Origin of the sequence: Flavobacterium sp. 9 (assembly GCF_002754195.1) — a bacterium.
In the GTDB taxonomy this organism is placed as follows: Bacteria; Bacteroidota; Bacteroidia; order Flavobacteriales; family Flavobacteriaceae; genus Flavobacterium.
In genome coordinates this window covers 481,907-507,493 of sequence record NZ_PEEU01000001.1, presented here as the reverse complement: position 1 = coordinate 507,493, position 25,587 = coordinate 481,907, and the positions used below count along the sequence as shown (strand labels likewise).

General features: G+C 32.1%; 19 protein-coding genes. 4 read left to right on the top strand and 15 right to left on the bottom strand.

Features of this window, described 5'->3' with window-relative positions; genetic code table 11:
• Position 1 precedes the first annotated feature (1 nt).
• The 8 genes from CLU81_RS01810 to CLU81_RS01775 form a co-directional block, all read right to left on the bottom strand.
• Complete coding sequence (locus CLU81_RS01810; RefSeq protein WP_099708267.1) at positions 2–1,906, bottom strand: AAA family ATPase; 1,905 nt, start codon at positions 1,904–1,906, stop codon at positions 2–4.
• A gap of 589 nt (positions 1,907–2,495) precedes the next feature.
• Positions 2,496–3,569, bottom strand: a complete 1,074-nt coding sequence (locus CLU81_RS01805; RefSeq protein ID WP_144444451.1) for a GNAT family N-acetyltransferase — start codon at positions 3,567–3,569, stop codon at positions 2,496–2,498.
• A 38-nt stretch (positions 3,570–3,607) separates the two neighbouring features.
• Positions 3,608–4,603, bottom strand: a complete 996-nt coding sequence (locus CLU81_RS01800) for a polysaccharide deacetylase family protein (protein WP_099708265.1) — start codon at positions 4,601–4,603, stop codon at positions 3,608–3,610.
• A gap of 132 nt (positions 4,604–4,735) precedes the next feature.
• On the bottom strand, positions 4,736–5,296 hold the full coding sequence (locus CLU81_RS01795) for a T9SS type B sorting domain-containing protein (RefSeq protein WP_099708264.1): 561 nt from the start codon (positions 5,294–5,296) through the stop codon (positions 4,736–4,738).
• Between the two features lie 2 nt (positions 5,297–5,298).
• Positions 5,299–7,536 (bottom strand): hypothetical protein, encoded by a 2,238-nt coding sequence (locus CLU81_RS01790; protein ID WP_099708263.1) that lies wholly within the window; start codon positions 7,534–7,536, stop codon positions 5,299–5,301.
• A gap of 436 nt (positions 7,537–7,972) precedes the next feature.
• On the bottom strand, positions 7,973–9,064 hold the full coding sequence (locus CLU81_RS01785; protein ID WP_099708262.1) for an efflux RND transporter periplasmic adaptor subunit: 1,092 nt from the start codon (positions 9,062–9,064) through the stop codon (positions 7,973–7,975).
• A complete protein-coding gene (locus CLU81_RS01780) occupies positions 9,054–12,338 on the bottom strand; it encodes an efflux RND transporter permease subunit (RefSeq protein WP_099708261.1) in 3,285 nt (1,094 codons plus the stop codon). The genes CLU81_RS01785 and CLU81_RS01780 overlap by 11 nt, the downstream gene beginning before the upstream one ends.
• A 10-nt stretch (positions 12,339–12,348) precedes the next feature.
• Positions 12,349–13,734, bottom strand: coding sequence for a TolC family protein (locus CLU81_RS01775; protein ID WP_099708260.1), 1,386 nt, complete (start codon positions 13,732–13,734; stop codon positions 12,349–12,351).
• A 164-nt stretch (positions 13,735–13,898) separates the two neighbouring features.
• Here CLU81_RS01775 and CLU81_RS01770 point away from each other — a divergent pair, with 164 nt between their 5' ends.
• The 4 genes from CLU81_RS01770 to CLU81_RS01755 all read left to right on the top strand — a co-directional run bounded on the left by CLU81_RS01770 (position 13,899) and on the right by CLU81_RS01755 (position 16,950).
• Positions 13,899–14,939: a sensor histidine kinase gene (locus CLU81_RS01770; protein ID WP_099708259.1), complete on the top strand. Its 1,041-nt coding sequence runs from the start codon at positions 13,899–13,901 to the stop codon at positions 14,937–14,939.
• Positions 14,936–15,634 (top strand): LytTR family DNA-binding domain-containing protein, encoded by a 699-nt coding sequence (locus tag CLU81_RS01765; RefSeq protein ID WP_099708258.1) that lies wholly within the window; start codon positions 14,936–14,938, stop codon positions 15,632–15,634. Before CLU81_RS01770 ends, CLU81_RS01765 begins: the two co-directional genes overlap by 4 nt.
• Before the next feature lie 79 nt (positions 15,635–15,713).
• Positions 15,714–16,187 (top strand): PepSY-like domain-containing protein, encoded by a 474-nt coding sequence (locus CLU81_RS01760; protein ID WP_099708257.1) that lies wholly within the window; start codon positions 15,714–15,716, stop codon positions 16,185–16,187.
• 292 nt (positions 16,188–16,479) lie between these two features.
• The gene (locus tag CLU81_RS01755; protein WP_099708256.1) at positions 16,480–16,950 is read left to right on the top strand and encodes a hypothetical protein; all 471 of its coding nucleotides are present in this window, start codon (positions 16,480–16,482) and stop codon (positions 16,948–16,950) included.
• 309 nt (positions 16,951–17,259) lie between these two features.
• Here the strand turns inward: CLU81_RS01755 and CLU81_RS01750 are convergent, their stop codons facing one another.
• The 7 genes from CLU81_RS01750 to CLU81_RS01715 all read right to left on the bottom strand — a co-directional run bounded on the left by CLU81_RS01750 (position 17,260) and on the right by CLU81_RS01715 (position 24,949).
• Positions 17,260–18,024: an SDR family NAD(P)-dependent oxidoreductase gene (locus tag CLU81_RS01750; RefSeq protein WP_099708255.1), complete on the bottom strand. Its 765-nt coding sequence runs from the start codon at positions 18,022–18,024 to the stop codon at positions 17,260–17,262.
• 121 nt (positions 18,025–18,145) lie between these two features.
• Positions 18,146–18,874, bottom strand: a complete 729-nt coding sequence (locus tag CLU81_RS01745) for an SDR family oxidoreductase (protein WP_099708254.1) — start codon at positions 18,872–18,874, stop codon at positions 18,146–18,148.
• A 297-nt stretch (positions 18,875–19,171) separates the two neighbouring features.
• A complete protein-coding gene (locus CLU81_RS01740; protein ID WP_099708253.1) occupies positions 19,172–20,095 on the bottom strand; it encodes an AraC family transcriptional regulator in 924 nt (307 codons plus the stop codon).
• A gap of 225 nt (positions 20,096–20,320) precedes the next feature.
• Positions 20,321–20,881: a 2'-5' RNA ligase family protein gene (locus tag CLU81_RS01735; RefSeq protein WP_099708252.1), complete on the bottom strand. Its 561-nt coding sequence runs from the start codon at positions 20,879–20,881 to the stop codon at positions 20,321–20,323.
• 297 nt (positions 20,882–21,178) lie between these two features.
• Positions 21,179–23,440 (bottom strand): CocE/NonD family hydrolase, encoded by a 2,262-nt coding sequence (locus CLU81_RS01725; protein WP_099708250.1) that lies wholly within the window; start codon positions 23,438–23,440, stop codon positions 21,179–21,181.
• A 282-nt stretch (positions 23,441–23,722) separates the two neighbouring features.
• On the bottom strand, positions 23,723–24,412 hold the full coding sequence (locus CLU81_RS01720) for a hydrolase (RefSeq protein WP_099708249.1): 690 nt from the start codon (positions 24,410–24,412) through the stop codon (positions 23,723–23,725).
• 222 nt (positions 24,413–24,634) lie between these two features.
• Positions 24,635–24,949, bottom strand: coding sequence for a hypothetical protein (locus tag CLU81_RS01715; protein ID WP_099708248.1), 315 nt, complete (start codon positions 24,947–24,949; stop codon positions 24,635–24,637).
• Positions 24,950–25,587 lie beyond the last annotated feature (638 nt).

The window sequence follows — 25,587 nt, the reverse complement described above, 5'->3', positions numbered from 1 at the left end:
GTTATAAATTATTTAATCTTTCTGTTAACATTTCAATTTCTTTTTTCAATATTTCTTTTGATAGATTTTGCTGCATCTTTTCAGAATACATTTCCGCTAATTTTCTTTGAATGATTGGCTCGTCAATGTTTTGAATCAGTTTTTTATGATATTCATTATTTGATTTGTCTTTTGAATTCAACCATTGAATTGTTTTATCAATTTTATCAGATGCAAATTTCCCAATTAATCCTTCTTTTACAAAAAAGGAATCAGCAAGAAGCTCTGTAATATTAGCTGCGAATGATTTTTTTGGTCTTTTAGGATCGTCATATTTCATAATTTGAGATTTTCCAGAATTATCTTTATCTAGATATATAATATTATAATTTGGTAATTCAGAAAGAGTTAAAGGATCATGAGTTGTGAAAATTATTTGTACTTCCGATCCTATTTTTAGAAAAAAATCTTTTATGAAGGTTATTAAAATTGTAATAAAGTTTTTTTTCCATTGAGGATGAAATCCTAAATCAGCTTCGTCTAATAATAAAAGATAATTTGCATATTTTTTTTCTGTTTGTATTTGTAGAAGTCTATTGTCAAAATAATCATATATTCTACTAAATAAATTGAGCATTGCTGTTTCTCCAGAACTTAGATTTCTTGTCGAAGGTTCAAGATTTGTAAAATGTGACAGTTCAGATAGCAAATCATAATAGGTTTCATTTTTGACACCCGTTTTTGAATAATACATTGGTAATTTATTAATTAAGGCTTTATCTAGTAAGAATAACTTGTCTAGATTTTCTGAATTAAAATATAAATTCTTTCTCCCCCAATCAAATAATTCTGATTTACCAAACTCATCACATTCAATTTTATCTAAATATTCATAAATAAAATTCAGTAAATCAAGAACTTCTTTATGTGGAAGTGGTTGCGGTTTACCTTTAGAATATTTATAGTTACTTAACCAAAATTCTAATAGCTCGAATGCACTAAGTTTTTTTACTAATTCTTTTTGTTTATCATAAGGTGTTGATATAAAATGTCCTTCACTTAAATATGTATTTTTAGACTCCATCAAATTGACTAATAGACACAAAACATCCATTAGTAAATAATTCTTATAAAGATTTTTTTGAAGTTGAAAACGTTCAAATTCATTATTAACGCTTCTGTTTGCATTTTTATTTTCATTCCTGATTTTCAAAAATAATTCATCTAGAAAGAATCGAAAATCCATTGGAGTGTTGTGAAAGTTAATTTCTTTTTCATTTGCATCTATAATATGACGAGTGAAAGTTACTCTATGTAAATCATCCTCAGGGAAATCAAAAATTTTTGAAATTGAATGCGCAAATTCCGAATTTTTTAAATTTCTTATTCTTTTCGAATTCTTTTGTTTTAAACGCTCTATTGGAATAACTCTCTCATTTCCCTCCCGTACCCCTTTCATATTGTCTAAATCGAAAGATAATAGATTATCGAAACTCAAATCAATACCTGAAAAAGGTTCTTTGAAATCTAAGAAAGGGGAATAATAAATAGTTTGAAAATCTATAATTTCTGATCTATATTTTATTTCAGTAATAATTCTTTTTTCATAATGATTTTTGTGAATTATCATTTCATCATCACTTTCAAAAATAATTATTGATTTTGTCCCATATCTTGATCCAAATAAATCTGTTATTTCTTTTAAAATTGTTGTCTTCCCAACTCCATTTGTCCCTACTATTGCTGATATATTTATAATAGTATCTTCTGCGAAAAAATTTGAAATAAATGATAAGTTTTCTTTTCTCTTAATTGAACAAAATTTTCCATCTGTTTCAATATCATAATTATATTTTGAACCAAAATTAATCGTTTTAGAATTTTCGAATAGAAAGTGATCATAGATATATATAGCTGCAAGTCTCATAATAATTTGTTTGCTTGTAAGTGGTAAGTAACTAAATTTTATTTAATAATTATAGGTTTTTATTTTTATCCTTTTAAAAGTATTCAACTTATATATGCTGTCTAAAGGAGTAGTACTAATTATATTATCTCTTTGAAAAACTATTATTGGATTAATTTTGCTGAAAGAAATATCAATTTATCAAAAATATCAATTTATAAATCTAAACCGTCAAGTACTTTTACCTGTTTATTTTCATGAGAAACGAATTTTTAGACCTGATAGAAGGGAAAATCCTTTTGTGCCGGGGTTCGGCATAAAAGATTGGAATGATAGCAGGAAATAGCTCCTAAAAATTCTAGGAATTTTTATTTAAGTAAAAGTTTAAAAAGAATATAACCGCAAAGTCTGTCATTTCGAGGAACGAGAAATCTCCGCAAGTAACTCTGCAACGAGAATCCAATCTTTGTCGAGCTTCTAGTGGGGATTTCTCCTTCGTCGAAATGACAAAAAATAAAAACTTTGAAAGGATATAAAATAAAAAGCTTTTTTCATCACATACATGATAAAAAAAGCTTTTTATTTATGTTTGAAAAAAAATCTTCGTCAATTATGCGAAGCAACAATCTCCATCTCCAAAATTCATTTTTACATCGCTAAAATCCGTTTTTTCGAATGCTTTTGATATTATGGATTGCTTTAGTTTTTTTGTTTTGTAAATAAACAAATTTGACTTTTTGAAATTATCACATATAGCTTCATCATAACAAATTATTTCACGGATATTTTGTCTTACGCATTGTAATTTGATAATATCGGCCATTATATTTGCATGGATTGTATGGTCGTAATAAGCAAATAATAATTTACAAACATTATTTCTTCTTTGCAGAACTAAGAAACCGATACACTCGGAATCTTTTATAACTTTTATGTAATAAATATTAAATTGATGATCGTAAATAGAAAACTCGTATTTGTCTTTATTTGTAAATTCTAAAAGAGGAGCTTCCTGAACCCAATAATATGCTTTTAGCCATTCAAAGTAATCTTCTTTTTTATGTGCAATATCATTTTTGCCATATCTTTCGATTAACTCTAAAACTTCAGTATCAGGTTTGTTTAAATATTCTAGCTGTATATTTTTTAATTTTCGAGATAGAGATTTTTGCTGTAAATCTAGTTTTAGATCTATAAACAGATTTAAAAAACTATCTGTAAAATTTAATAATGGGCTAAGAGAACTTAATTTTGGATATAATTTTGGAATCACAAAAATCAAGTTACTTCTTAAAACAGCTTTTACACCATGGTTTTCTTTTAAAGTATTAAAATAACCGGTTTTGTCATATACTCTTTTGGCACTTTTGGTAAATTGAGAAATTCCAACCCTGCCATTATTAATTTGATATGCTGTATCTAATATTTGTCGGCCAACTCCTAGTCTAAATGTCTTTTTTGGATGCACCCACCAAGTCGTAAGCCATCCAATTTTGGTTTCAACATTATCTAAGATTATCTGATCAATAAAAACACCCATATAACCTACAATTTCATTGTCTAGATACGCTAGGATTAAAACAATATCATCATCCTTGCTATTTGGATTTCTATAATGAGATAGTAGTCTGTGTTTGCTTATTGATAAAAAATCATGATTCCAAAATGATTTATCTTCAAACAACAAAGGAACATTTTTTTTAGAAATTTGTTTTATCTCAATCATATTCTACTGATTTTGTATTTGCCAATAATTTTATTAAAATTTTTATATAGATTTTCAGTTACAATAAGCTTCTTAACTTCTTTATTTGGATTTTCAAGTGAAAAGCGTTGAATTATTCTATTATCAAAATCTTTCTTTAAACCTGAATTTCCAAATAACAAGATATTCTCATCATATTGAAACAAGTCATTTAATAATTTTTTTGATATTTTTTTATCCGAAAAAGGAAATGCGAACAAAGAATATTTGATGTCAAAGTTATTTTTAATCCAATCGATTGAATCTATAATTTCCTTTTTTTGTTCTTCAAAAGTAAGTTGTTCTAATGGGGGATGAGACATTGTGTGACCTCCAAAATAAAAGCCATTATCAACCATTTCTTTAATTTGCTCTTTTGAAATATAAGGTTTATGAGTTTCTAAATATTTTTGAATATCAATATTTAAAAGGTTTAAGACATCAGTAATTTTACTTCTTTGAGAAAATTTGATGCTTTTGAATTTATTTATAAAATCTTCGTTTGAAATGTAACTAAAATCAAGAATAGAAGAAATTTTATCTAAATGTTCCTTAGGGTAATTTGCCTTTTTTAGATCACTTATAATTATGCTGATGTAATGTTTGTATAAACCTTCATTATTATCAACAAAAACAGGATTTATAAAAAAAACAGCTTTTAAATTTCTTTCTTTTAAAATTGGAAAAACAACACTGTAGATTTCTTCCAGACCATCATCAAATGAAATTAAAAACGAATTAGTATGTGGCTTTTTCTCAATTAAGTCATTTATAGTTATTGGGCTAAAATTTTTAGACAATACATCTAAATCATTTTTAAACTGAGCTACGTTTTTATATTGATATAAATTTTCAATATGAGCAACTTTATTGTCTCTGATAATATGATAGTACGGAAAAACTGACTGTTTTTTAAAAAAACCTAATGCGTTTTTATTTGAAATTTTATATAGACTATCTTTTATAATTCCCATGTTATTTTTTAAATTAAAAGCTCTGATTTGTCAAAAATCAGAGCTTTATTAGTGGACAAATTTACTTAATTATCGTTTAATTAAAAATATTTTTTTTCAGGTTTTCTGTGAGAAATATTTGGTTTGTATAAACTATCTTTTCAATGAAAAATGGGATTTATATTCTTTCGAATTTCCGTTACAATCTACATATTTGAGTCTAAACCAATAATCTGAAGAAGAAATATCATTTGAATTACTTGTTCCGTCCCAGGAATCATTTACATTTTGTAATACTTTAATTAATTTCCCGTATCGATCAAAAATAGATACTGCAGAAAAACTAGTCGAGTCAAACCAATCTACTTTCCAAGAGTCATTAAAACCATCGCCGTTTGGAGTAAAGAAATTTGGAAAAGAAAAAGTCTGTTCACAAATTGTACAAGCTTCTATTTTTGCTAAATACAAAGGTCCTTTTTTTAAATAGGTACCAGGCTTTAATACAATTACATTTCCGGCCTTCATTTTTATATCGCTTGAAGCGCTAATCGAATAATTGTCTTGCGTTGTAATTGAATTTTGAGCGTTGTAAGTGTAGATTTTATTGCTTTCGGTATTTGATAATACAAAATTATCTGTACAATCTGAATTGGTCTTTTGGGCCGACGCAAAATTGAAAACGAATAAAATAAGGATTAAAAGAGTATCTCTCATTTCTATTTCAATTTTTCAATTATAGCATTTTGAGCATCTATTTTTTTATTCATTTCAATCAAATGCAAAGTTAATTCTTCGATTTTAAGAAGTAAAATTTTATTCATTTCACCCAATTCAATACCATTCTTTTCTACTTCTTTAGCACTTGGAACATCTTTTAAATGTTTGTTTTCGTTTATGAATTTTTCAACATTTTCTAAAGGTTCTAGTTTATAGTTTTTATCAAATACAAAATCCGCCCATTCAGAGTCTAATGCAATTCGAACTTCTTCTGTTAAAATCCCTCCTTTAGCATATAAACTATAAGAGCTTACGTCAACGCTTCCAACTTCAGTAGGAAAAACGCTTGTATTGATCCCTACTTTTCCATTAGTATAAATGTTATCATTGATAGAAGTTGCAAAACTTCCATCAGGTCTAAGCCAGTCGTAGTCATGTACTGCTGAACCTGAGCCAGTAAGCTCAGCCGGATTGTATTCAAAAACATTTCCTGCATTGTCAGTTCCAAGAATCTTAAATGGACTAGTTGCGTCTGCTAAATTTTCTAATTTTACAGTTCCGTTTGTATTAAAATTTGCAGTAGGATTAACCACATTTATACCCACATTTCCTTTGGTATAAATGTTATCAGTAATCGAAGTAGGAAAAGTTCCGTCTGGCTTTAGCCAATCAAAATCTCCCGTGCTTGGACCTGTAAGTGTAGCGGGATTGTATTCAAAAACATTTCCTGCATTGTCAGTTCCAAGAAGCTTAAAAGGAGTTGTTGCATCTGCCAGATTTTCAAATTTCAAAGTTCCGTTTGTATTAAGATTTGCAGTAGGATTAACTACATTAATACCAACATTTCCTTGAGTATAAATATTATCAGTGATCGAAGTAGGAAAAGTTCCGTCTGGCTTTAACCAATCAAAGTCTCCTGCACCTGAACCTATTAATGCTGCTGGACTATATTCGAAAACATTTCCTGTATTATCAGTTCCAAGAATTTTAAAAGGATTTGCAGCATCTGCCAGATTCTCGAATTTCAGCGTTCCGTTTGTATTAAAATTTGCAGTAGGATTAACGACATTAATACCAACATTTCCTCTTGTGTAAATATTATCAGTAATCGCAATAGGAAAAGTTCCGTCTGGTTTTAACCAATCATAGTCTCCCGTACTAGGACCTATTAATGCTGCCGGACTATATTCGAAAACATTTCCTGTGTTATCAGTTCCAAGAATTTTAAAAGGATTTGTTGCATCTGCTAAATTCTCGAATTTCAGCGTTCCGTTTGTATTAAGAGTTGCAGTAGGATTAATGACATTAATACCAACATTTCCTCTTGTGTAAATATTATCAGTAATCGCAGTAGGAAAAGTTCCGTCTGGTTTTAGCCAATCGTAGTCTCCCGTACTAGGACTTATTAACGCTGCCGGACTATATTCGAATACATTACCTAAATTGTCAGTTCCAAGAAGTTTAAAAGGATTTGTTGCATCTGCTAAATTTTCAAATTTAAGAGTACCATTGGTCTGAAATAAAGCAGTAGGATTAATTGTTCCGATACCTACATTAGTGCCATTATCGAAAATTTGTGAACAAGTTAAACCAGATATTCCTTTCTTTAATACAAAATTCGTGGTATTACAACTGTTAGTAAGACTGCTTCCAAAAGAGGAAGACAACTGTTTGCTTACATTTCCATTTACATCGGTGGTTAATACATATGTGTTTGTTGTAGTAGTAGGTAAATTTTCAAAACGAACGGTTCCATTTGTGTGAAGTAATGCAGTTGGATTAATTGTTCCAATTCCTACGTAACCATTTGCCAGAATTCTCATTAATTGTGTAGTACCATTTTCCCAGGCAAATACAGGTCTGGTTGCTATAGTGCTTGATGTTGTACCCCAGGGAAAAGAATATCCGGTAGGAGCATTGGTAACTAAATCATTTCTAATTTCTGTTCTGAAAATCATTATAGGAATACTTCCATTATCTCTGGCAGAAGTAGTAGTCGCAAAAAGTCTTAAAACATATCTGTCATCACTTTGTTGATGCGCCCAAATTGATGGAATAAATGAATTATCATTAACAGTTGAATTTGTTATTTCTAAAAAATCACTTGGTGCATCGATTACTCCAAAACTAGCAACTCTTTCGGCATTAAAAGTAGAGGTCGAAATATGAGGGAATGGGGCTTGAGCAAAAATAAATGTGTTGGTAAATAATATTATTAAAGTAATTATTTTTTTCATTTTAATAATTTGTTTTGGAATTTTTTGAGGTTACTTTTAAATCAATTTAGGTAAAACTTTTCTGAATATAAAAAATGTTAAATATTTGGTAAATATAATAGGATTTTGTTGACTGAAAGGTTATTTATTAAAAATTAATGAAGTTTTTTAATAAAAAATAATACAATAAAATGGTTGTTAGCCAGACTCATATATTTTTGAAAAAAAGGTTGTTTATTATTAATTCTCATAGATGTTTGTAACGTAATACATTGCAGTAACGCTAATCGCAATACTTGAAATTAAAATAAGAAAACCTTAAGGCACAAAAAAAAGACGATACTATATTAAGTATCGTCCTTTAAGGTAAATTTAATTTACATTCTAAAATCAGATTTTAAAATGCCGCATTAAGCGTACAGTTTAGGTAATCACTAAATTGAAGACTAAACGCAGGTTATTCGTTTATGATATCGCCTTCTTTAGTTTCTTCGCTGGCAATTTTTACCAGTTTATCTTTCGGGTTTAAATCTCCGAATATTTCAATTTTATCTTCGATTTCTCTTCCTTTTTTCACATCAACACGAGTTGCTTTGTGGTTTACAACTTTTATTACGTATAAACCTTCGGCAGAACTTACCAATCCTGATTTCGGAATTACAAATGTGCTGTCTTTCGCGTTAAGCGGCAATAGAACTTCGGCAACCATTCCTGGTAAAAGATCTTTTTTGGTATTAATAACATCCATTTCTACACGCTCAGAACGTAACTTTAAATCTAATGCTCCAGACATTCTGGTAATTTTAGCTTTAAAATTTTCAGGTAATGATTTTACATTAAAGCTCATTTCGTCGCCTTCATGCAAATATCCTGTATACAATTCCGGAACAGAAACCGCCAAACGCAATTTATCTTGCTGCTGAATTGTCAATAAAGGCAAATCTGAACCTTTTCCTGCCGGACCAACAAATGTTCCTAAATTCACGTTTCTTGCCGCTACAACTCCGTCAAAAGGAGCACGAATTTCAAGATAACCTCTTATAATCGACACTTCTTTGTGAGCTGCAACTGCGGCTTGATATTGTGCGTAATCAGAGTTTTTCTTTCCGTTTGCCATTTCTAAATCATTTTTAGAAATCGTTCCTTCAACTTTGCTTGTTTCGTACAAACGGTTGTAAGTGCTTTTGCTTGTAGCATAAATAGCTTCCATTGATTTCAATCTTGATTCGGCTGCAGCCAATTGTGAGCTGATTTCCGGTGCTTCAAGAACAATCAAAAGTTGTCCTTTTTTTACTTTGGTACCAATATCTACTTTTAGCAATTTTACAAAACTGCTTACTTTAGCATACAAATCTACTTGTTGAAAACCAGTTAATTCGGCTGGTAAACGCAATTCTGTAGTTAGTTTTTCTTTTGTTAAAAGAAACGTTTCAGTTTTTGGTTCCAGTTCTGCGGTCGGAGTTTCTTCTTTCTTAGAATTACAGCTAGTTAGAAAAAATACGGCTACAAAAAATAATGCGGTCGATTGTATAATGTTATTACTTTTCATTTTTCGGATTTAATGATGATATATAATGTATGCTTTCTTCGTCTTCAGGATCTAAAGAAACAGATTGTGTTGTTGTTTTTTCTTGTGCCCACGCAAAGATAAGTGGCAGGATTAGCAATACGGCAAAAGTCGAAAATAATAATCCACCAATTACGGCTCTTCCTAATGGAGAAACCTGATCGCCACCTTCGCCATGACCAATCGCCATTGGCAACATTCCCGCAATCATCGCAACAGATGTCATGATAATTGGACGAAGACGTAACGCTGCAGCTTCACGTGCAGATTCTAGTGCGTTTCCGTTTCGTTTTCGAAGCTGTTCTGCATTTGTAACCAATAAAACGGCATTTGCAATCGAAACCCCAACAGACATGATGATTCCCATATACGATTGTAAGTTAAGCGTTGAACCGGTAATTGTAAGCATTAATAAAGCTCCTAAAACTACCGCAGGAACCGTTGTTAAAATCACCAACGAAACCTTGAACGATTGGAAATTAGCGGCTAACATTAAGAAGATTACAAATATGGCAACCAATAATCCAACTTGCAAACTACTTAATGTTTCTACCAATACTTTACTCATTCCAATTGGAGTGATGAATAACCCTCTGGGTAATTCACCTAATGAATTGATTGTTGCATCCACATCTTTTACTGCCGTTCCTAAATCGGTCTGGCTAATGTTGGCTGTAACTGTTATGTATGGCATCGCCCCTAAATTGTCATTTTCACCACTTACAAATCCGGGTGTAATTTTTGCAACGTCACTTAAAACAGGACGAAGCGAATTTTTTAATACCGGAATTTCTCCAATATCAGTTTTGCTTTTCATTTTGTTCAAAGGCACTTGTACCTGAACGTTGTATGATAATCCGGCTCTTTCGTCAACCCAAGTGTTTTTCTCGGTATATCTTGAAGACGAAGTCGACGCAACTAATGATCGTGATATGTCGTTCATGTCAACGCCTAGTTCAGCTGCACGAGTTCTGTCGATATCAATATTCATCGCAGGATAATGAATTGGCTGACCAATTTGTACGTCTCTGAAATAAGAGATTTTCTTTAATTTTTCTACAATTTGAGTCGCATACAATTCATTTCGTTTTTTGTCTTTTCCGGCAATACGAACTTCGATTGGAGTAGGAGATCCCTGGCTCAAAACTTTATCAGTCAATTCGATTGGCTCAAAAGAAAGTTTTACATCCGGAAGTACTTTTTTGATTCGGGCTCTAAAGTCGTCTTTAAAGTCGTCCATATCCGTATGATATTCTTTTAAACTCACCTGAAATACTGCTTCATGCGAACCTGCCATGAACAAATAAATCGGGTTAATAGAGAATAACGACGGGTGTTGTCCAACATAAACAGATGAGATTCCGATATGTTCTTTTCCAACCATTTTTTGCAATTCTTTCAAAACAATGATTGCTTTTTCTTCGGTACGTTCTAAACGAGTTCCGTCCGGAGCACGCATTCTCAGCTGAAACTGACTTGAGTTTACTTTTGGGAATACATCTTTTCCAATGAAATTAATAAAGACAACAGCAAGAACTGTAATTCCGATAAGGTAAACTAAAGCAGTTATTTTTTTATAAGGGAATAATCGATCCAGAGTTCTCATAAAACGGATTCTGAAACGCTCGAAAGCACCAATTTTTCCGTTGTTATTAGTATCATCTCTTTCTACGTAAGCTTTTTTCTGAGTGATCAGATCTTTTTCAGATTCCGGAGTTAATCCGCAATCATTAAATTCAGCCTCATCATCAGTAATTTCCGGACCATGTGCATGTTTTTCATGACCTTTCATCAACCAGTTTGCCATTACAGGCACAAAAGTCTGAGAAAGTAAAAACGAAATAACCATCGAGAATCCAATCGCTAAAGCCAAAGGCAAGAACAAAGCTCCCGGAATTCCGACCATTGTAAATGCCGGTGCAAAAACCGCCAAAATACAAAGTAAGATCAATAATTTAGGCAATGCAATTTCCTGACACGCATCCCAAATAGCGAGCGCCTTGGGTTTTCCCATATCGAGATGCTGGTGAATATTTTCGATCGTTACCGTACTTTCATCCACCAAAATACCAATTGCAAGTGCCAATCCGCTTAAAGACATTAAGTTGATTGTTTGTCCGAATAATTTCAGGAATAAAACTCCGGAGATAATCGAGATTGGAATAGTCAAGATTACGATCAAAGCCGCACGTCTGTCTCCAAGGAAAAGTAAAACCATTAATCCGGTTAAAACTGCTCCAATAATACCTTCAGTAATCAAACTTTTTACCGAGTTAATTACATAAACTGACTGGTCAAATTCATATGATAATTTTACATCTTCCGGTAATGTACTTTGAATTTTAGGCAATTCAGCCTTTAATTTTTGAACCACATCCCAAGTCGAAGCGTCTCCGGCTTTTGCAATACTAATATAAACCGAACGTTTTCCGTTTACCAAAGCATAACCTTGCGTAATATCGGCACCATCTTTTACAGTCGCAACATCGCCTAATTTTAAGTTTTGAACACTTCCTTTAAACAACGGAATATTCTCAAAATCCTTAACTTCTTTAATCGTATTATTTGTTGGCGTAATATAGTTTACATCGCCCATTCTCACGTTTCCGGAAGGAGCCGTTTGGTTGTTGATACGAATCGCTTCTACAATCTGATCCGGTGTCATATTGTGCGAACGCAATAAATCAGGATCTACGTTAACCTCAATAGTTCTTGGGCTTCCGCCAAAGGGAGCCGGCGATAATAAACCGGGAATCGAAGTAAACGAAGCACGAACATAAACGTTGGCTAAATCCTGCAATTCATTGTTTGAACGTATTTTACTGCTCAAAACCAATTGACCAATTGGAAGAGAAGAAGCATCAAAACGAATGATAAACGGAGGTTGGGTTCCGGGAGGAAATGCCGCCTGAATCCTGTTCGAAAGTGAACTTAATTCGGCTGCAGCCTGAGCCATATTTGTGTTTTCATAATAGGTTAATTTCATGATCATTAACCCTTGAATATTTTTGGTTTCTACCGATTTTACACCATTGGCAAACGGTAAAATGTTGACATAAGTCTTAGCAAAATAAGCTTCCATCTGGTCTGGCGTATAACCTCCAAAAGGATGCGCAATGTAGATAACCGGCAAGTTCATTTTTGGTAGAATATCTACCTTAATGTCTTGGATGGCACCAATTCCGAAGAAAAATAGACCCGCAACCAATACTAATATGGAGATGGGTTTGCGGAGTGCAAAACGTATTAAATTCATTAGGATCTAATTAAAATTCATTTATAAATAAGTCAAAATTGCCTGTCGCAGCTACTTTAAGCAAAAACGATTGCCATACATTATTGTTCACGATATCGCGGTCAATTTCGGCACGGTTTAACGTATATAAAGTCTGAGTAATATCTGTTAAATCAGTCAATCCGTTTTTGTATAAAGTCGATTTTTGCAAATACGCTCTTTTCGCTGCATCAACCTGAATTGGCGCTTCGGCAAAGTTTTCAAGCGTGATTTGTATTTTATCGTCGGCAAGTTTTAATTGCGATTTCAATTCTCTGTCCGCCTGATTATATTCTTCTTGAAGTCCTTGCGAAATATACTTTTGAGCACTTACTTGTTTGCTTGCTCTAAACGGAGTTGTCAAATTCCAGCTAATACCAATTCCGACTAAATAATTGGTGCGATCCGGATTTACGCCATCCCAATAATTTCTGCTGAAAGAATTTTGATTCGTCACATAATCGCTATTAAATCCAGAAGCACGCGTTTGTAAAACACCAAAAGCGCTCATCGTTGGATAATAAAAACGTTTGTATAATTTAGTTTGCTGATTGCTGTAATCGATCTTCGTTTTGTAGAATTGCAATAAAGGATGCAAACTGTCTGAAGTTGCAGTTCCTCTTAAAACTTCTTTCGGAATATCGTTTACAAATAAAGTATCTGTAACAAAATCCTGAGGCGCAACGCCCATTAAATCGACTAATTTGCTGTTTTGTTCCTTGACAAAATTTCTAGCCAGATTCAGTGCAATTTTAGCTTTCGAAACTTCGGCTGTAGCCAATGTAGAATCGACACCCGCCAATAATCCGTTTTTAACTCGTGCAACGGCAGTTTTCTTAAAAACTTCGGCACGGCTTAAATTCTTTTGTTGCGAAATCAATAATCTTTGGCTTGCCAACAAATTCAAATAAGCAGCAGAAATTTTAATTTCCTGTTGAAATTGCTCTTGTTTCAAGTCTTTTTCTTTTGCCTGAACATCAACTTTAGCCAAATTGATTTTTTCCTGCGTTTTTCCGAAAGTGAAAAAATCCCAGTTCATATTGACTAAATACAACGCACCAAAAGCTGAATTCCAGTTTTGGTCCGGCAATGCAGGTCCGGAAGAAGCTGTTCCTAAACCATTAAAACCATACAACGCACCGTTTTGAGCGTTGATAGTTCCGTAATCTTGTTGTGCCGATAAATTTAGATTTGGCAAATAATCACGCTTAGATTGTTTGAGACTCTCGCGTGAGGCATTCGTGTAATTGCTTTTTGCCTTGATGGAACCGTAGTTTTCTAAACCTGTTTTTATGGCTTCTTTTAAAGTCAGGTTTTGTGAATAACTGCCACTGGCAAAAATCAAGAAAACTAACAAAGTAATTTTTCTGAAGTACATAAAATTAGTGGTATGAAATTATCTACCAAAATTATTCGTCTTTAGCGGATTTAACCATTCTTAAATGATGTAATACAATCATAAATGACCAATTGAATTTGTCATTTAATGGAAATAATAATTAAAAAATTGTGGTTAATTTGTAAACTATTTAAGTTTTAAAAATGAATAAAAAATTTGATAACATATTGGACAACAAATGGTGGCAGGAAATTGCCGTTGTTGCCTTTTCATTTACAATCTATACATTAAAGAATGACTGGATGTTATTTAGTTCTTTTACTTCCATATTAATGGGCATATTTTTCTACTTCATTTTATACATGCATGCCCAATTCAATCGTTTTTTTCTTTTGCCAATATTATTCAAAACACAACGTCCTTTAACCTATATATTTCTAACGCTTTTTGGAGTTTTTGTATTTTCAGTACTTTTATATGAGATAACAATGCTCGATATGTTTAGTAATTGCCGCTTGTATCAAAACTCGCATCAACGCAGTTATGTCTACCAATTGGCGAGTGTTTTAGGAACTTTGGTTTGTATTTTGAGTCCTATAATTGTGTTTAAATTCTACAGAATTCACAGAAAACAAACAGATGAAACCCTATTGTTTAATGAAATGCAATTGAATTCTTTGAAAGGACAATTGAATCCGCATTTTTTATTTAATACCTTTAATACGCTTTACGGAATCAGCTTGGAATTTCCGGACAGAACGCCGGATTTGATCATGAAAGTTTCGCAATTAATGCGTTATCAGCTCGAAAGTAACAATAAAAAATGTGTTTCACTCGAAGATGAACTGGAGTTTATAAACAGTTATGTGCAACTCGAAAAAGAACGTGTTGGTTATCGTTGCGAAATCACTTATGATTCTAAAATCGATAACGAAAACGCCTATAAAGTGTCTCCAATGTTGTTGATTGCTTTTATCGAAAATGCCTTTAAACACGGAACTTGTGCTATTGAAAAATGTTTCGTCAGAATAATTATTACGGTCGAAAATGGATTATTGCATTTGCATGTTGTAAATTCAATTCCAACAAAGAAAACCGATGTAGTTTCGACTAAAATTGGTTTAAAAAATACAATCGAACGTTTGAATTTAATTTACGGAAAAAACTATAAATTGGACATTCAGGACGATAAGAACACTTACATTGTAGATTTTAAAGTACAATTGAAAAAGTTTGTAGAATGAGAGAATCCAAAAAATGTATAATTGTAGACGATGAACCCGCAGCGCATTATGTGTTGGCGAATTACATCAAGCAAAATCCACAATTAGAGTTGGTTTTTCAAGGCTACAATGGTATTGAAGCAATGGATTATCTTCGCGAAAATCCGGTTGATCTGATGTTTTTGGATATTAATATGCCGGAGATTTCAGGAATGGAATTGCTAAAGATTCTGCCAACGCATCCTAAAACTATTCTAACGACTGCTTATTCTGAATTTGCTCTTGAAAGTTATGATTACGGAGTGATTGATTATCTTTTAAAACCTATTTATTTTCCGAGATTTTTAAAGGCCGTTGATCGTTTTTTTGGTGCCGAAAGCGCAAAAGCAAAAACAGAAGAAACAGTTATAAATTCCGTTAGCGTAAAAGTCGACGGTTATTTTATGGACATCGAATTAGATCAGCTTTTGTTTGCGCAGAGTTTTGGAAATTATGTGAAACTACACACGATAAAAAGAACCTATTTAGCTTCGATTACAACAAGTGAATTTGAAAAATGTCTGCCCGAAAAGAACTTTATGCGCATTCACAAATCCTATATTGTAGCGTTGGATAAGATTGAAACTACGGACAAAGATTTTGTTATTATTAAAAACGAGAAACTTCCTATAGGAATTACTTATAAAAGAGAGTTGTCCGATAGATTAAAAAAATGAAGTATTCGTTAAAAGTTCTTTTTTCTTGTTAAAAAAAATGTAATTTTAGTGAAGTATTATTAATGTAAAAATCGGACTCATGAGAAAAGCATTTTTAATTTTAACACTTTTGTATAGTTGCTTTCTAGTAGCGCAAAATCAAATTGCACCAAGTAGTGCAGTTACGCCACCAGAAAAAGTCTTGTTTACTTTTCAAAAAGAATATCCTGGAAAAATAGCATCCTGGACTTTAAAATATGTTGGCGATGATGATGATGAAATACGTTACGAAGGAAAGTTTAGAACCAATGAAAATACAGAATCGCTAGCGGTTTATGATAATCTGGGAGTTTTAAAAGCATTTGAAACGCAAATTCCATTAAGTAAACTTCCGGCGAAAGCTCAAAGTTATTTAAAGAAAAATTATCCGGCAAAAGCCATTCGCGAAATTGCTGTCGTAGTAGATGATAAAAAGAAAACTACTTATGAAGTAGGTGTAGAAAAAGAATCAAAATTTTACGATGTTGTCTTTGATCAAAATGGCGGTTTTGACGTCATAATCCAAAAAGACTAAAAGAAGACTTACTAATTCAATATATTTGAAAATGAGAAACCCGACTTGTTTATTTAAACTTGTCGGGTTTTGATTTTTATCATTTTGTTTTTCAATTAATTATAGTAATTTTTTTAGGAGCTAATCCCGCACCCTATGCTTCGACTATCGGAGCTAAAAAGCAATAGTTTGCTATTTCAGATGAATTTCAAAAAGTGGTCAATAAAAAAAATACGTAAGTTTTATCTTTCTTTTATTAAGTACTGTACATTTTTCACGTTATTTGTAGTCATTGAAATTACAATAGATATAAATGAAATATATTTTACTAATTATTACTTTTTTAAACACGAGTTTCTTAATAGGGCAAAGGAGTATACTTGTGCCGCCACAAGCTGTGACTACAGTTTTTGAAAAAGAATATTCTCAAAAAAAAGTACTTTGGTCTATTGAGTATGGTAATGAGGAAGAAATTTATTTTGAAGGAACATTTAATCCTGTTACTGCAACCAAAGCATATGTGCTTTATGATAGTTATGGAGCTTTTAAATCTTTAAAAACAGAAATTTCAATTAATAAACTGCCTTTAAAAGCTCAGGATTACCTAAAGATAAATTACCCCATAAAAGGTAAAGTAAAGTCTGTCGGTAAAATTTTGACCAAGATTGATGATAAAAACAATGAAACGTACATTGCAGAAGCAAAAAAAGATAAAAAAATGTACAATATTGTCTTTAATAAAGAAGGTGAATTTATTAAAAGAATCGAGATAGATATTTTATAATAAGCAAGTTTACTTCTAATAACAAACCCAACAATCCCGAAGCCCAATGTCTTTAAGTTAAGGAGAAATCTACAAAACTACTTAACAATTTAATCAAAAAAGTAATTAAAAAAATCCGTTTTTATCAGCGTTTTCGCTTTAGCGAATCCGTAAAATCAGCGTCTAATTTTGACGCGGATAAAACAGATTTACTTCGTAAAAACGCGGATAAAAACGGATTTTATTTTCTAAAAGCTTAGCTTAATGCCATTGCCCGAAGCCTCGATATAAAATCTGCTAGGTTTAATCAGATTGTGGATTAATTTAAAATTACAAATTCATTCCGCCAGAAACTTCGATTCTTTGTGCGTTTACCCAACGAGCATCTTCGGTACATAAAAAAGCAACAACTCCGCCAATATCATCCGGCAAACCAACTCTTCCTAAAGCGGTTAAAGCTGCTAAGTTTTTGTTTAATTGCTCATTGTCACGAACGACTCCGCCGCCAAAATCAGTTTCGATTGCGCCCGGAGCTACAACGTTTGCTCTGATTTTTCTTTCGCCAAGTTCTTTTGCCTGGTATTTTGTTAGTGTTTCAATTGCACCTTTCATAGATGCATATGCGGCATAACCAGGGAATGAAAATCTTGCCAAACCAGTTGAAATATTTACAATTCCGCCGCCGTCATTCATTACATTAAGCGCTTTTTGCGTTAAGAAAAAAGGTCCTTTGAACTGAATATTTGTCAATTGATCAAACTCCGCTTCTGTTGTTCCTATAAACGAATTATGAATTCCGATTCCGGCGTTGTTAACCAAAAAGTCAAATTTATCTGTGCTAAAAACGGTTTTTAAAGTTTCAGAAATACTTCCGAAAAAGCCATCAAATGTACTTGAATCCGCAACATTCAGTTGAAGAGCCACTGCTTTTTGTCCTAGACTTTCGATTTCTTTTACTACTGAATCTGCTTCGTCTTTTTTACTGTTGTAAGTAATGATTACGTCAATTCCTTTTTTTGCAATTGCGATTGCCATATTTTTTCCTAAACCTCTGCTACCGCCTGTAACAAGAGCTATTTTTGTATTTACTGCCATTTTATTTAATTGTTGATTGTTAATTGTTGATTGTGAAAAGTAAAATGTTAGATGTAAAATGTGATTTGTGAGATGTTTTAGTATATAGTATTTCACAAATCACATTTTACATTTCACAGTTTTACAAATTAGCGTGCAATGCGTTGAAAGATTCTTTTAATTCCGGAATGCTGGAGTTTATTCTTGTTGCGCTGGTTCCAAAAGTAAGTTCGTCGTTTCCTTCTTTTAATTGTTCAAAAATAGAAACGATAAAATCACTTACACTTGGATGTGCATCGTGTAAACCAACTCCGCCAAGATCTGTATTTAAAGCCGGAGGAATAATTTCGATTACTTCAATATTTTTTCCTTTTAAGATATGACGAAGTGAAATCGTGAACGAACGGAAAAATGCTTTGGTAGCCGAATAAACAGGAACTTTTGCAAATGGAGAAAGTGATAATCCAGAAGTTACATTCATTACAGTTGTAAGCGATTTTAACTGAATAAAAAGAGAAGTTAAATGTAGCGGAGCTTCTATATTTGTTGCGATTTCAGTTTTGGCACTTTCGAAAAAGTCTGCATCTGTAACCGAAACCCATTTTTGAATTCCTGCATTATTAATTAAAACATTCAAATCGCTGTGATTTTCTGCAATCCATTCGTAAAGCGCTACACGTTCTGCTTCGTTTGACAAGTCGCGTACTTTTGTAATTACTGTTGGGAATTTTGCTTTAACTTCTTCCAAAACAGATTCACGTCTTCCGCAAATAATTACAGTATTGTTTTCCTGAATAAATCTTTCGGTAAGCCCAAGTCCAATGCCGCTTGCGCCACCAGTTATTAAAATTTTGTTGTTTGATAAATTCATCTTTTCGATCTTTTAAATTGATTAGACAAAGGTAGGAGCGAAGTAGTCTTGGGGAATTGTAAATATCAAACCGATGTTTGCAAAATTCAAATCAGAGAAAGAATAAAATCCAATTTTCTATTTTCATTTTATGTCTTCCTGAGCGAAGTCGAAGGACACACACCGTTTAACGTTCTATACGGATTTAGCATGAGATCCTTCGACTTCGCTCAGGAGGACAAGCTTTGAGATTACTATTCTGCAATAATCAACAAGCAGTAATCTAAAATCAGAAATCTAAAATCAGAAATCTAAATTCTACAATCTAAACACTAAAGGCGTAAAAGAAGTTTGTTTTTTGAAGAAATTAGAAAAGTGCGCCAATTCTTCAAAACCTAATGAAAACGCAATCTCAGATATGTTCCAATCGGTTTGTTTTAAAAGGATTTTGGCCTCATTCGTTAATCTCGTACTGATTAATTCGGTTGTGGTTTTTCCTGTGTTTTCTTTTAGAACTTTATTCAAATGATTGACATGAACGGATAATCTTTCCGCAAAATCTTTAGCAGTTCTTAGCTCTAATCGTTGATTTGGTGATTCAATTGGGAATTGTCTTTCCAGTAATTCTGCAAATAAAGACGAAACTCTTGTAGCTGAATTATGTTTAGAATACAACGCAGTTATTGGCTGTAATTTTTGTCCAAAGTGAATTAATTCAGCAACATAATTTCGAATTAAATCATATTTATAAATATAATCGGAGTTGATTTCTTTTTGTATTTTATTGAAAATCAATTCAACTTCGGCAACTTCTTCATCTGTAAGTTGAAAAATAGGATATCCGTCTGTAGCAAAAATAGGAAGTTCATCTAAGTCAATTCCGCTTTTATTTTTCGATAAAAACTCACTTGTGAAAACGCAAAATTGCCCGGATTGATTTGTGTCTTGCGGTAAATAGTTATAAGGGATTTTTGGCGTAGCAAATAAAAGTCCTTGTTTATCGATTTCGATTATTTTATCAGCATATTCGGCTCTGTTTTTACCTCTTATCAAACTTATTTTGTAATAAGCTCTTCTGTCATAAGGCATACCAGGCTTTTCTTTCATCCTTTCGTAAAGCTCTTTTATATCAAAAACATTAAAATGCCCAATTTCTTTTTTAATGTCGTTTGGTAACAATGAACTCGGTTCGATAGTAGAGCCTCCTGTAATATCTTCGTAAAATGAATCTAATGATTTCATGAGAGTAAATTTGTAAAATTCAAATATACGAAAAATTAAAAGATTGTTTTTTGGGTTTCAGGTTTTCTTTGTTTCATGTTTTTACTTTGTTGTTATTTAACCGCAAAGCTCGCAAGGTTTTACGCAAGGTTCGCAAAGTTAATTCACGCAAAGACGCAAAGTGGTAAAGGAAATAAACTTTGCGACTTTGCGTCTTTGCGCGATTAAATAATACCAGCTTTGTATTTAAAACAAACTTCCCTGAACAAATTCCGGTTGTGAATTTCCATTAAAAGAAAAAGAATCAATTACAAAAAACTGTTTTTTTACGGGATCGAATTCTCTTAAAATGATATTGTCACACAAAAAATCAATATCGATTGTTGTAAATAAATGATTGGCAATTTTAAGGCTTTCGGGCGTTAATCTTCGACCAATTGAAATATGAGGATCATTGCTTTTTATCAAGTTTGAAAGCTGCAATGCATCCTGAGTTTTTTTCATGATAGGTTTTAGAAGCATTTTAGAATCTTCATTTGGAGAAATGAAAAAAGCGCCATTTTCATAAGAATCATAATGATCTAAATAAACCTGAAAAGGCGAAAAAGTATCACAGATTTTAAAGAGTTTCTGTTTGTATTTGTCAATTTGAGATTCATCAATTTTAAATTCACAAATCGTAATATGAGCCACAGAATTTTTGCTGTTAAACCAACCAACTTTATCCGCTAAAAGTTCTTTCATCGTTTTAATCGAATCAATAACATCTTGCGAAGGATGAATAACAACAGAATATTTCTTTTCCATTTTAATTTAAGGTTGTTTACTTAGAGAATTGTTTTGCTTTAAAACGTTGTTTTATACCTTCTTTAAAACATATTTTCTTAGTACTAAATAAACTAAAGCAATGAATAAAATAACAGCTAAATAAAAAGATATAAAAACTGCAAAATACAATATATAAAAAATCAAACTCCAAAAAGGATTGCTATAAAGATCAAATTCATCGATCAAAAAAAATAAAACCCATGAAATAAAAATCACGAAAAGGCATCCTAAAAATAATTTGAAAACAGGAACTATTCTTTTATCGTTCAGCATTAATTATTGTTTTAAAATTGGAATTGTAATCGAACTATTTGAGTACCATTTTATTTTTAGAGGTTCAGCGGCATCAGCCATTGTTTCGTCGCTTACATTCTTGCCGGAACCATAGTTAACTTCCCAATTTGGATTTTTATTTACACCAAGAGCAATTACAATTTTGCTTCCTTTTTGTAATTGTTTTGAGATGATATAATTTTGATTCAAATCAATTGTTTCTATTTTATTAGGAGTCAAAAGTTGTCTTTTTGTTCTGTCTTTTGCTAAACTGGCTCTTTGCAAGTTATTTGTTAAAGCAAAATAACGGCCATCAGGAGTTTTTTCATAAAGTTGTATTTGTACATCCAAATCCTTTTTATTGATACTGATTTTTAAAGATGCTTTTATTGAACCACTTATAATTGTTGGTTCAGCTAATGCGTCACTTTCAAAAATCATTAATTGTTTTTCGGTTCTTAAAATCGAATCTATGACTCTGGGAAAACCGGAAACAGAATCATCCTGATAGATGTTAATTTCTGAGCGATCTTTAAGGTCAACGGTTTGATTTATTGCAATTGGTTTTTTAGGAGCCGCTTTTTGTAATGAATATTTTGAGTTTGCATTGTCAAGATAAAAAGTGATTTCCTGATTGTGCATTTTATCCAACGATGGAACACTTTTCCATTTATTTTTGCCCATAATTTCAAAGTTGACTTTGTCTTTTAAAACTTCCGGACGTTTTGCGCCTTTTAAGATATAATCAAACCATTCGAAAATGATAGAATTTATCGGAATAGTAGCAACTTCGTCAAGCGTATAACCGCCTAATTCTTTTTTGGGATATCCTTGTGAACCTCCGTGATCATAAGGTCCTATAATTAGATAATAGTTATCGCTTTTGTTGTATTTATGATATTGGTTGTAATAATACATTGCACCAATCTGATCGTCATCATAATATCCTGTTGTACTTAAAATAGGAATATTAATATTGGCAAAAGCTTCTTTTTGTGGTGTCATATTTTGCCAATAACTGTCATAAGTTGGATGATCTAGCCATCTATGAAACAATGGAGATGGATTTCCTTCAATTTTATCTAGGGAACGAAAACTGGAACCATTTTTATAATATTGCGTAAAAACGTCGTCCCATTTTTTGTTATTTTGAAAGTCATTTAAATCCGTTAGTTTGTTATTTGCTACAAAATGAATCCATCTTAAAGCATAACTCATAAAGACGCCATTTTGCATGGGGAAATCAATTCCTGCGCCCACAGACACAAGCGGAACGATTGTTTTTAAGGCTGGATGTACTTTTTTTACAGCGCTCCATTGGCTAAAGCCTAAATAACTTCCTCCATAAATACCAATTTTGCCATTGCACCAAGGCTGTTTACTAATCCAGTCTAAGATGTAATAAGCGTCGTCACCATCGTGTTCATAAGGTTCTATAGGATCGTTGCTCAGTCGTTTTCCTCTTGTATTTGCTACAAAACCCACATATCCCATATTAGCAATTTCCTTGCAGTCTGAAACTTCAGCTCCTGCGTAAATATTATATTGCATTACAACTGGTTGTGGTTCCGTTATATTTCGATTTCTAACCATCGAGCCGGATATCGTGCTTCCGTTTGGTAATGTAATGATGATATTGTTGTCTATAATATATTTTTCGGCTTCTATTTTTGCGATTATTTCTTTGGCAGGAGCAAGGCTTTTACTGTAAACTACATATCTCGAATAGACTTTACATAATAAAGCGGCATCTTCTAAACTGATACTGTCATTGGCCTGACAATCGTTTCGTTTAGTTTCATATTGCTTCTTCATTTCATTTAGTTGAATACTATAATAATTTTCTACCCAGGTTTTTCCATCATTATTATAACTATCATATAAAGTTTTAAATTCAGAGGTGAAATATTTATCGAATTCAGCTTTTGTTTTTGGGTTTTTAGCAATCGCATTTGCATAAGTTCTGTAATGAAAACCAAACGGCTTATTGGCAATACTGTCACCCATAATCTCTTGCGCATAAGTTCGCATTGTCTTTTTCATCGTTGTATAATCCTGAGCAATAAAATTGATTCGGGCGTAATTATCCAAATACGTTGCTTTGTCCGAATTGGAATAAACAGGCACTATCTTTTTGGCTAATAATGTCAGGTTTTTAGAAAAATTAAGGCTGTCAGTATAATTACTTTTTGGAAAGTATAATTTTTGTGAATTGCTTATTTGTACCGATAAACAAAGTATTACTAAGAGTAGACTATTTTTCATAAACAGAAATCTTTAAGTGGTATTGTTTTGAATTGCTTTATCAAAAATACTATAAATTTCTTATTAATCAGTCTGTCTTATTTTGAATTTATCTGGAACAAAAAAATGCTTTCAAAATCAATTTCTGGAAATATTTTAAGAGGAAATAGATCGCTGATTTTAGGGATTTGCGTTGCAAAAACGCGGATAAAAACGGATTTATAGATTTAACTTTAATTAAAAAAATCCTTAAAATCAGCGTTTTCGCGATAGCGAATCCGTTTTATCCGCGTTGAATTGTATTTAGTGTTTCAACATTTCGTGCGCATACTGAACACCTACACCATAAGCGCCGCCGTATTTTTTAACTAAATCTGTTACAGGAACATAAGTTTCCTGACGAGCCCAGTCGCGTTGTAATTCTAATAAATATTGCAATGAAGTTACAGGATGAGCACCGGCTTGAACCATACGAGTTACAGCCATTTCGTGAGCTTCTTTAGAAACATCACCGCTCGCATCTGTAATTACATACACATCATAACCTTCGTTAATGGCTGATAAAACCGGTCCAACAATACAAACGCTTGTCCATAATCCGCCAAAAACAATTTTCTTTTTACCTGTTGCAATAATTGCTTTACGTGCTGGGGCATCTTCCCAAGTATTCATGGTTGTACGATCGATATAGTTAGAAGTTTTTTGAGGATAAAACTCTTCAATTTCTCTAAAAACAGGTCCGCTGAAAGATTTTTCGGCAACGGTTGTTACGATAGTCGGCACTTTGAAAATTTTAGAAGCTCCGGCTACTAATGCAGTATTGTTTCTAAGCTGATCTATTGGAATGTTGCTTACTGCAAAGGCCATTTGGCTTTCGTAATCAATTAAGACTAAAGTATGATTTGTTGGGTCTAGTAGTGCCGGGCTTGGTTTTTGTGCGAAACCGATAAATACTACGAATAATAAAACTGCTGTTAAAACTAATTTTTTCATGATAATGTAATTTTGTTTGTTAATAAAAAAGGTTTTTAAAATTTGTATTCAGTTTGATTTTCAGTTTATTGCGTTCAAAAGCAGTGCCTTGTTTGTAAGGCGTTGATTTCTAACGAATTTTTAAAAAAAGGCAATAGAGATTTTAACGATATATCGTCAATAGTTAGGCGATCTTCGTAAATGTGTTAATTAATAAAGTATTGAAGAGAAAAATTCGGGTATCTAAATTTTTCCTTTAAGATATAATCTGTGTTGTATTTCAGATTTTAGTAAACCGCTTCCGCCGCCAAAATGTTCTATTACTTCGACATCAGGTTGTTGTTCTAAACAAAATTGGGTAAACTCTTTTTCGATGTGATCTTCGATTCCGGAACTCAAAAGAACAATATCGATTTTGTGGTTTTGAAAATATTCCTGAGCTAGATTTTCATCGCTGAAGCCAACTGCATTCCAATTTTCGTATGCATTTACCAATCTAAGTAAGATCTCCAAAATTGGTTCGTTTTTTCCGAGTATTAAGAATTCAAATATTTTCATTTTGTTTGTTTTTATTTGAGGTTCTATGTTTCTAAGTTTTTTTAATCTTCATATTTTATTAGAACTTCTAATTTACATGACAAATGTATTTCAGAAATTGCAGTTTCAACTTAATCTAGAACAAGAAATCTTTTAATTAAGGTTCTGAGTTTCTAAGGTACTAAGTCGCTAAGTTTTTTAGTTGTCAAAAGAACTTCTAATTTACATGACAAATGTATTTCAGAAATTACAGTTTCAACTTAATCTAGAACAAGAAATGTTAATGAATCAGAATTTCAGTATCAAAGTTTCGCGATACTAACTAAAAATTAACATTCGATTAAAACCTTAGTAACTTAGGAGCTTAAAGCCTTAGTACCTTTTAATTAAACTTTTGTTAAAAAATATTTCTAACGCGATCGAAAACAAGAAATTAGAAATTATAAGTAATAAAAAATGATTTTTATTGTGTAAAATGAGGAAACCCGTAATGAATTCATAAAAGTACAATGTAGTTTTGTAGAGTAGAAATCAAGAAATAAGATGCTTTTGCCTTTTTAAACATCTTATTTGATTCTATGGTTAAAACTGTTTTTGGAGAAACAATTTTTTATTACAATGAAAATTGGGCGTATTCATTTGATCGTGGGTCGAGTTGT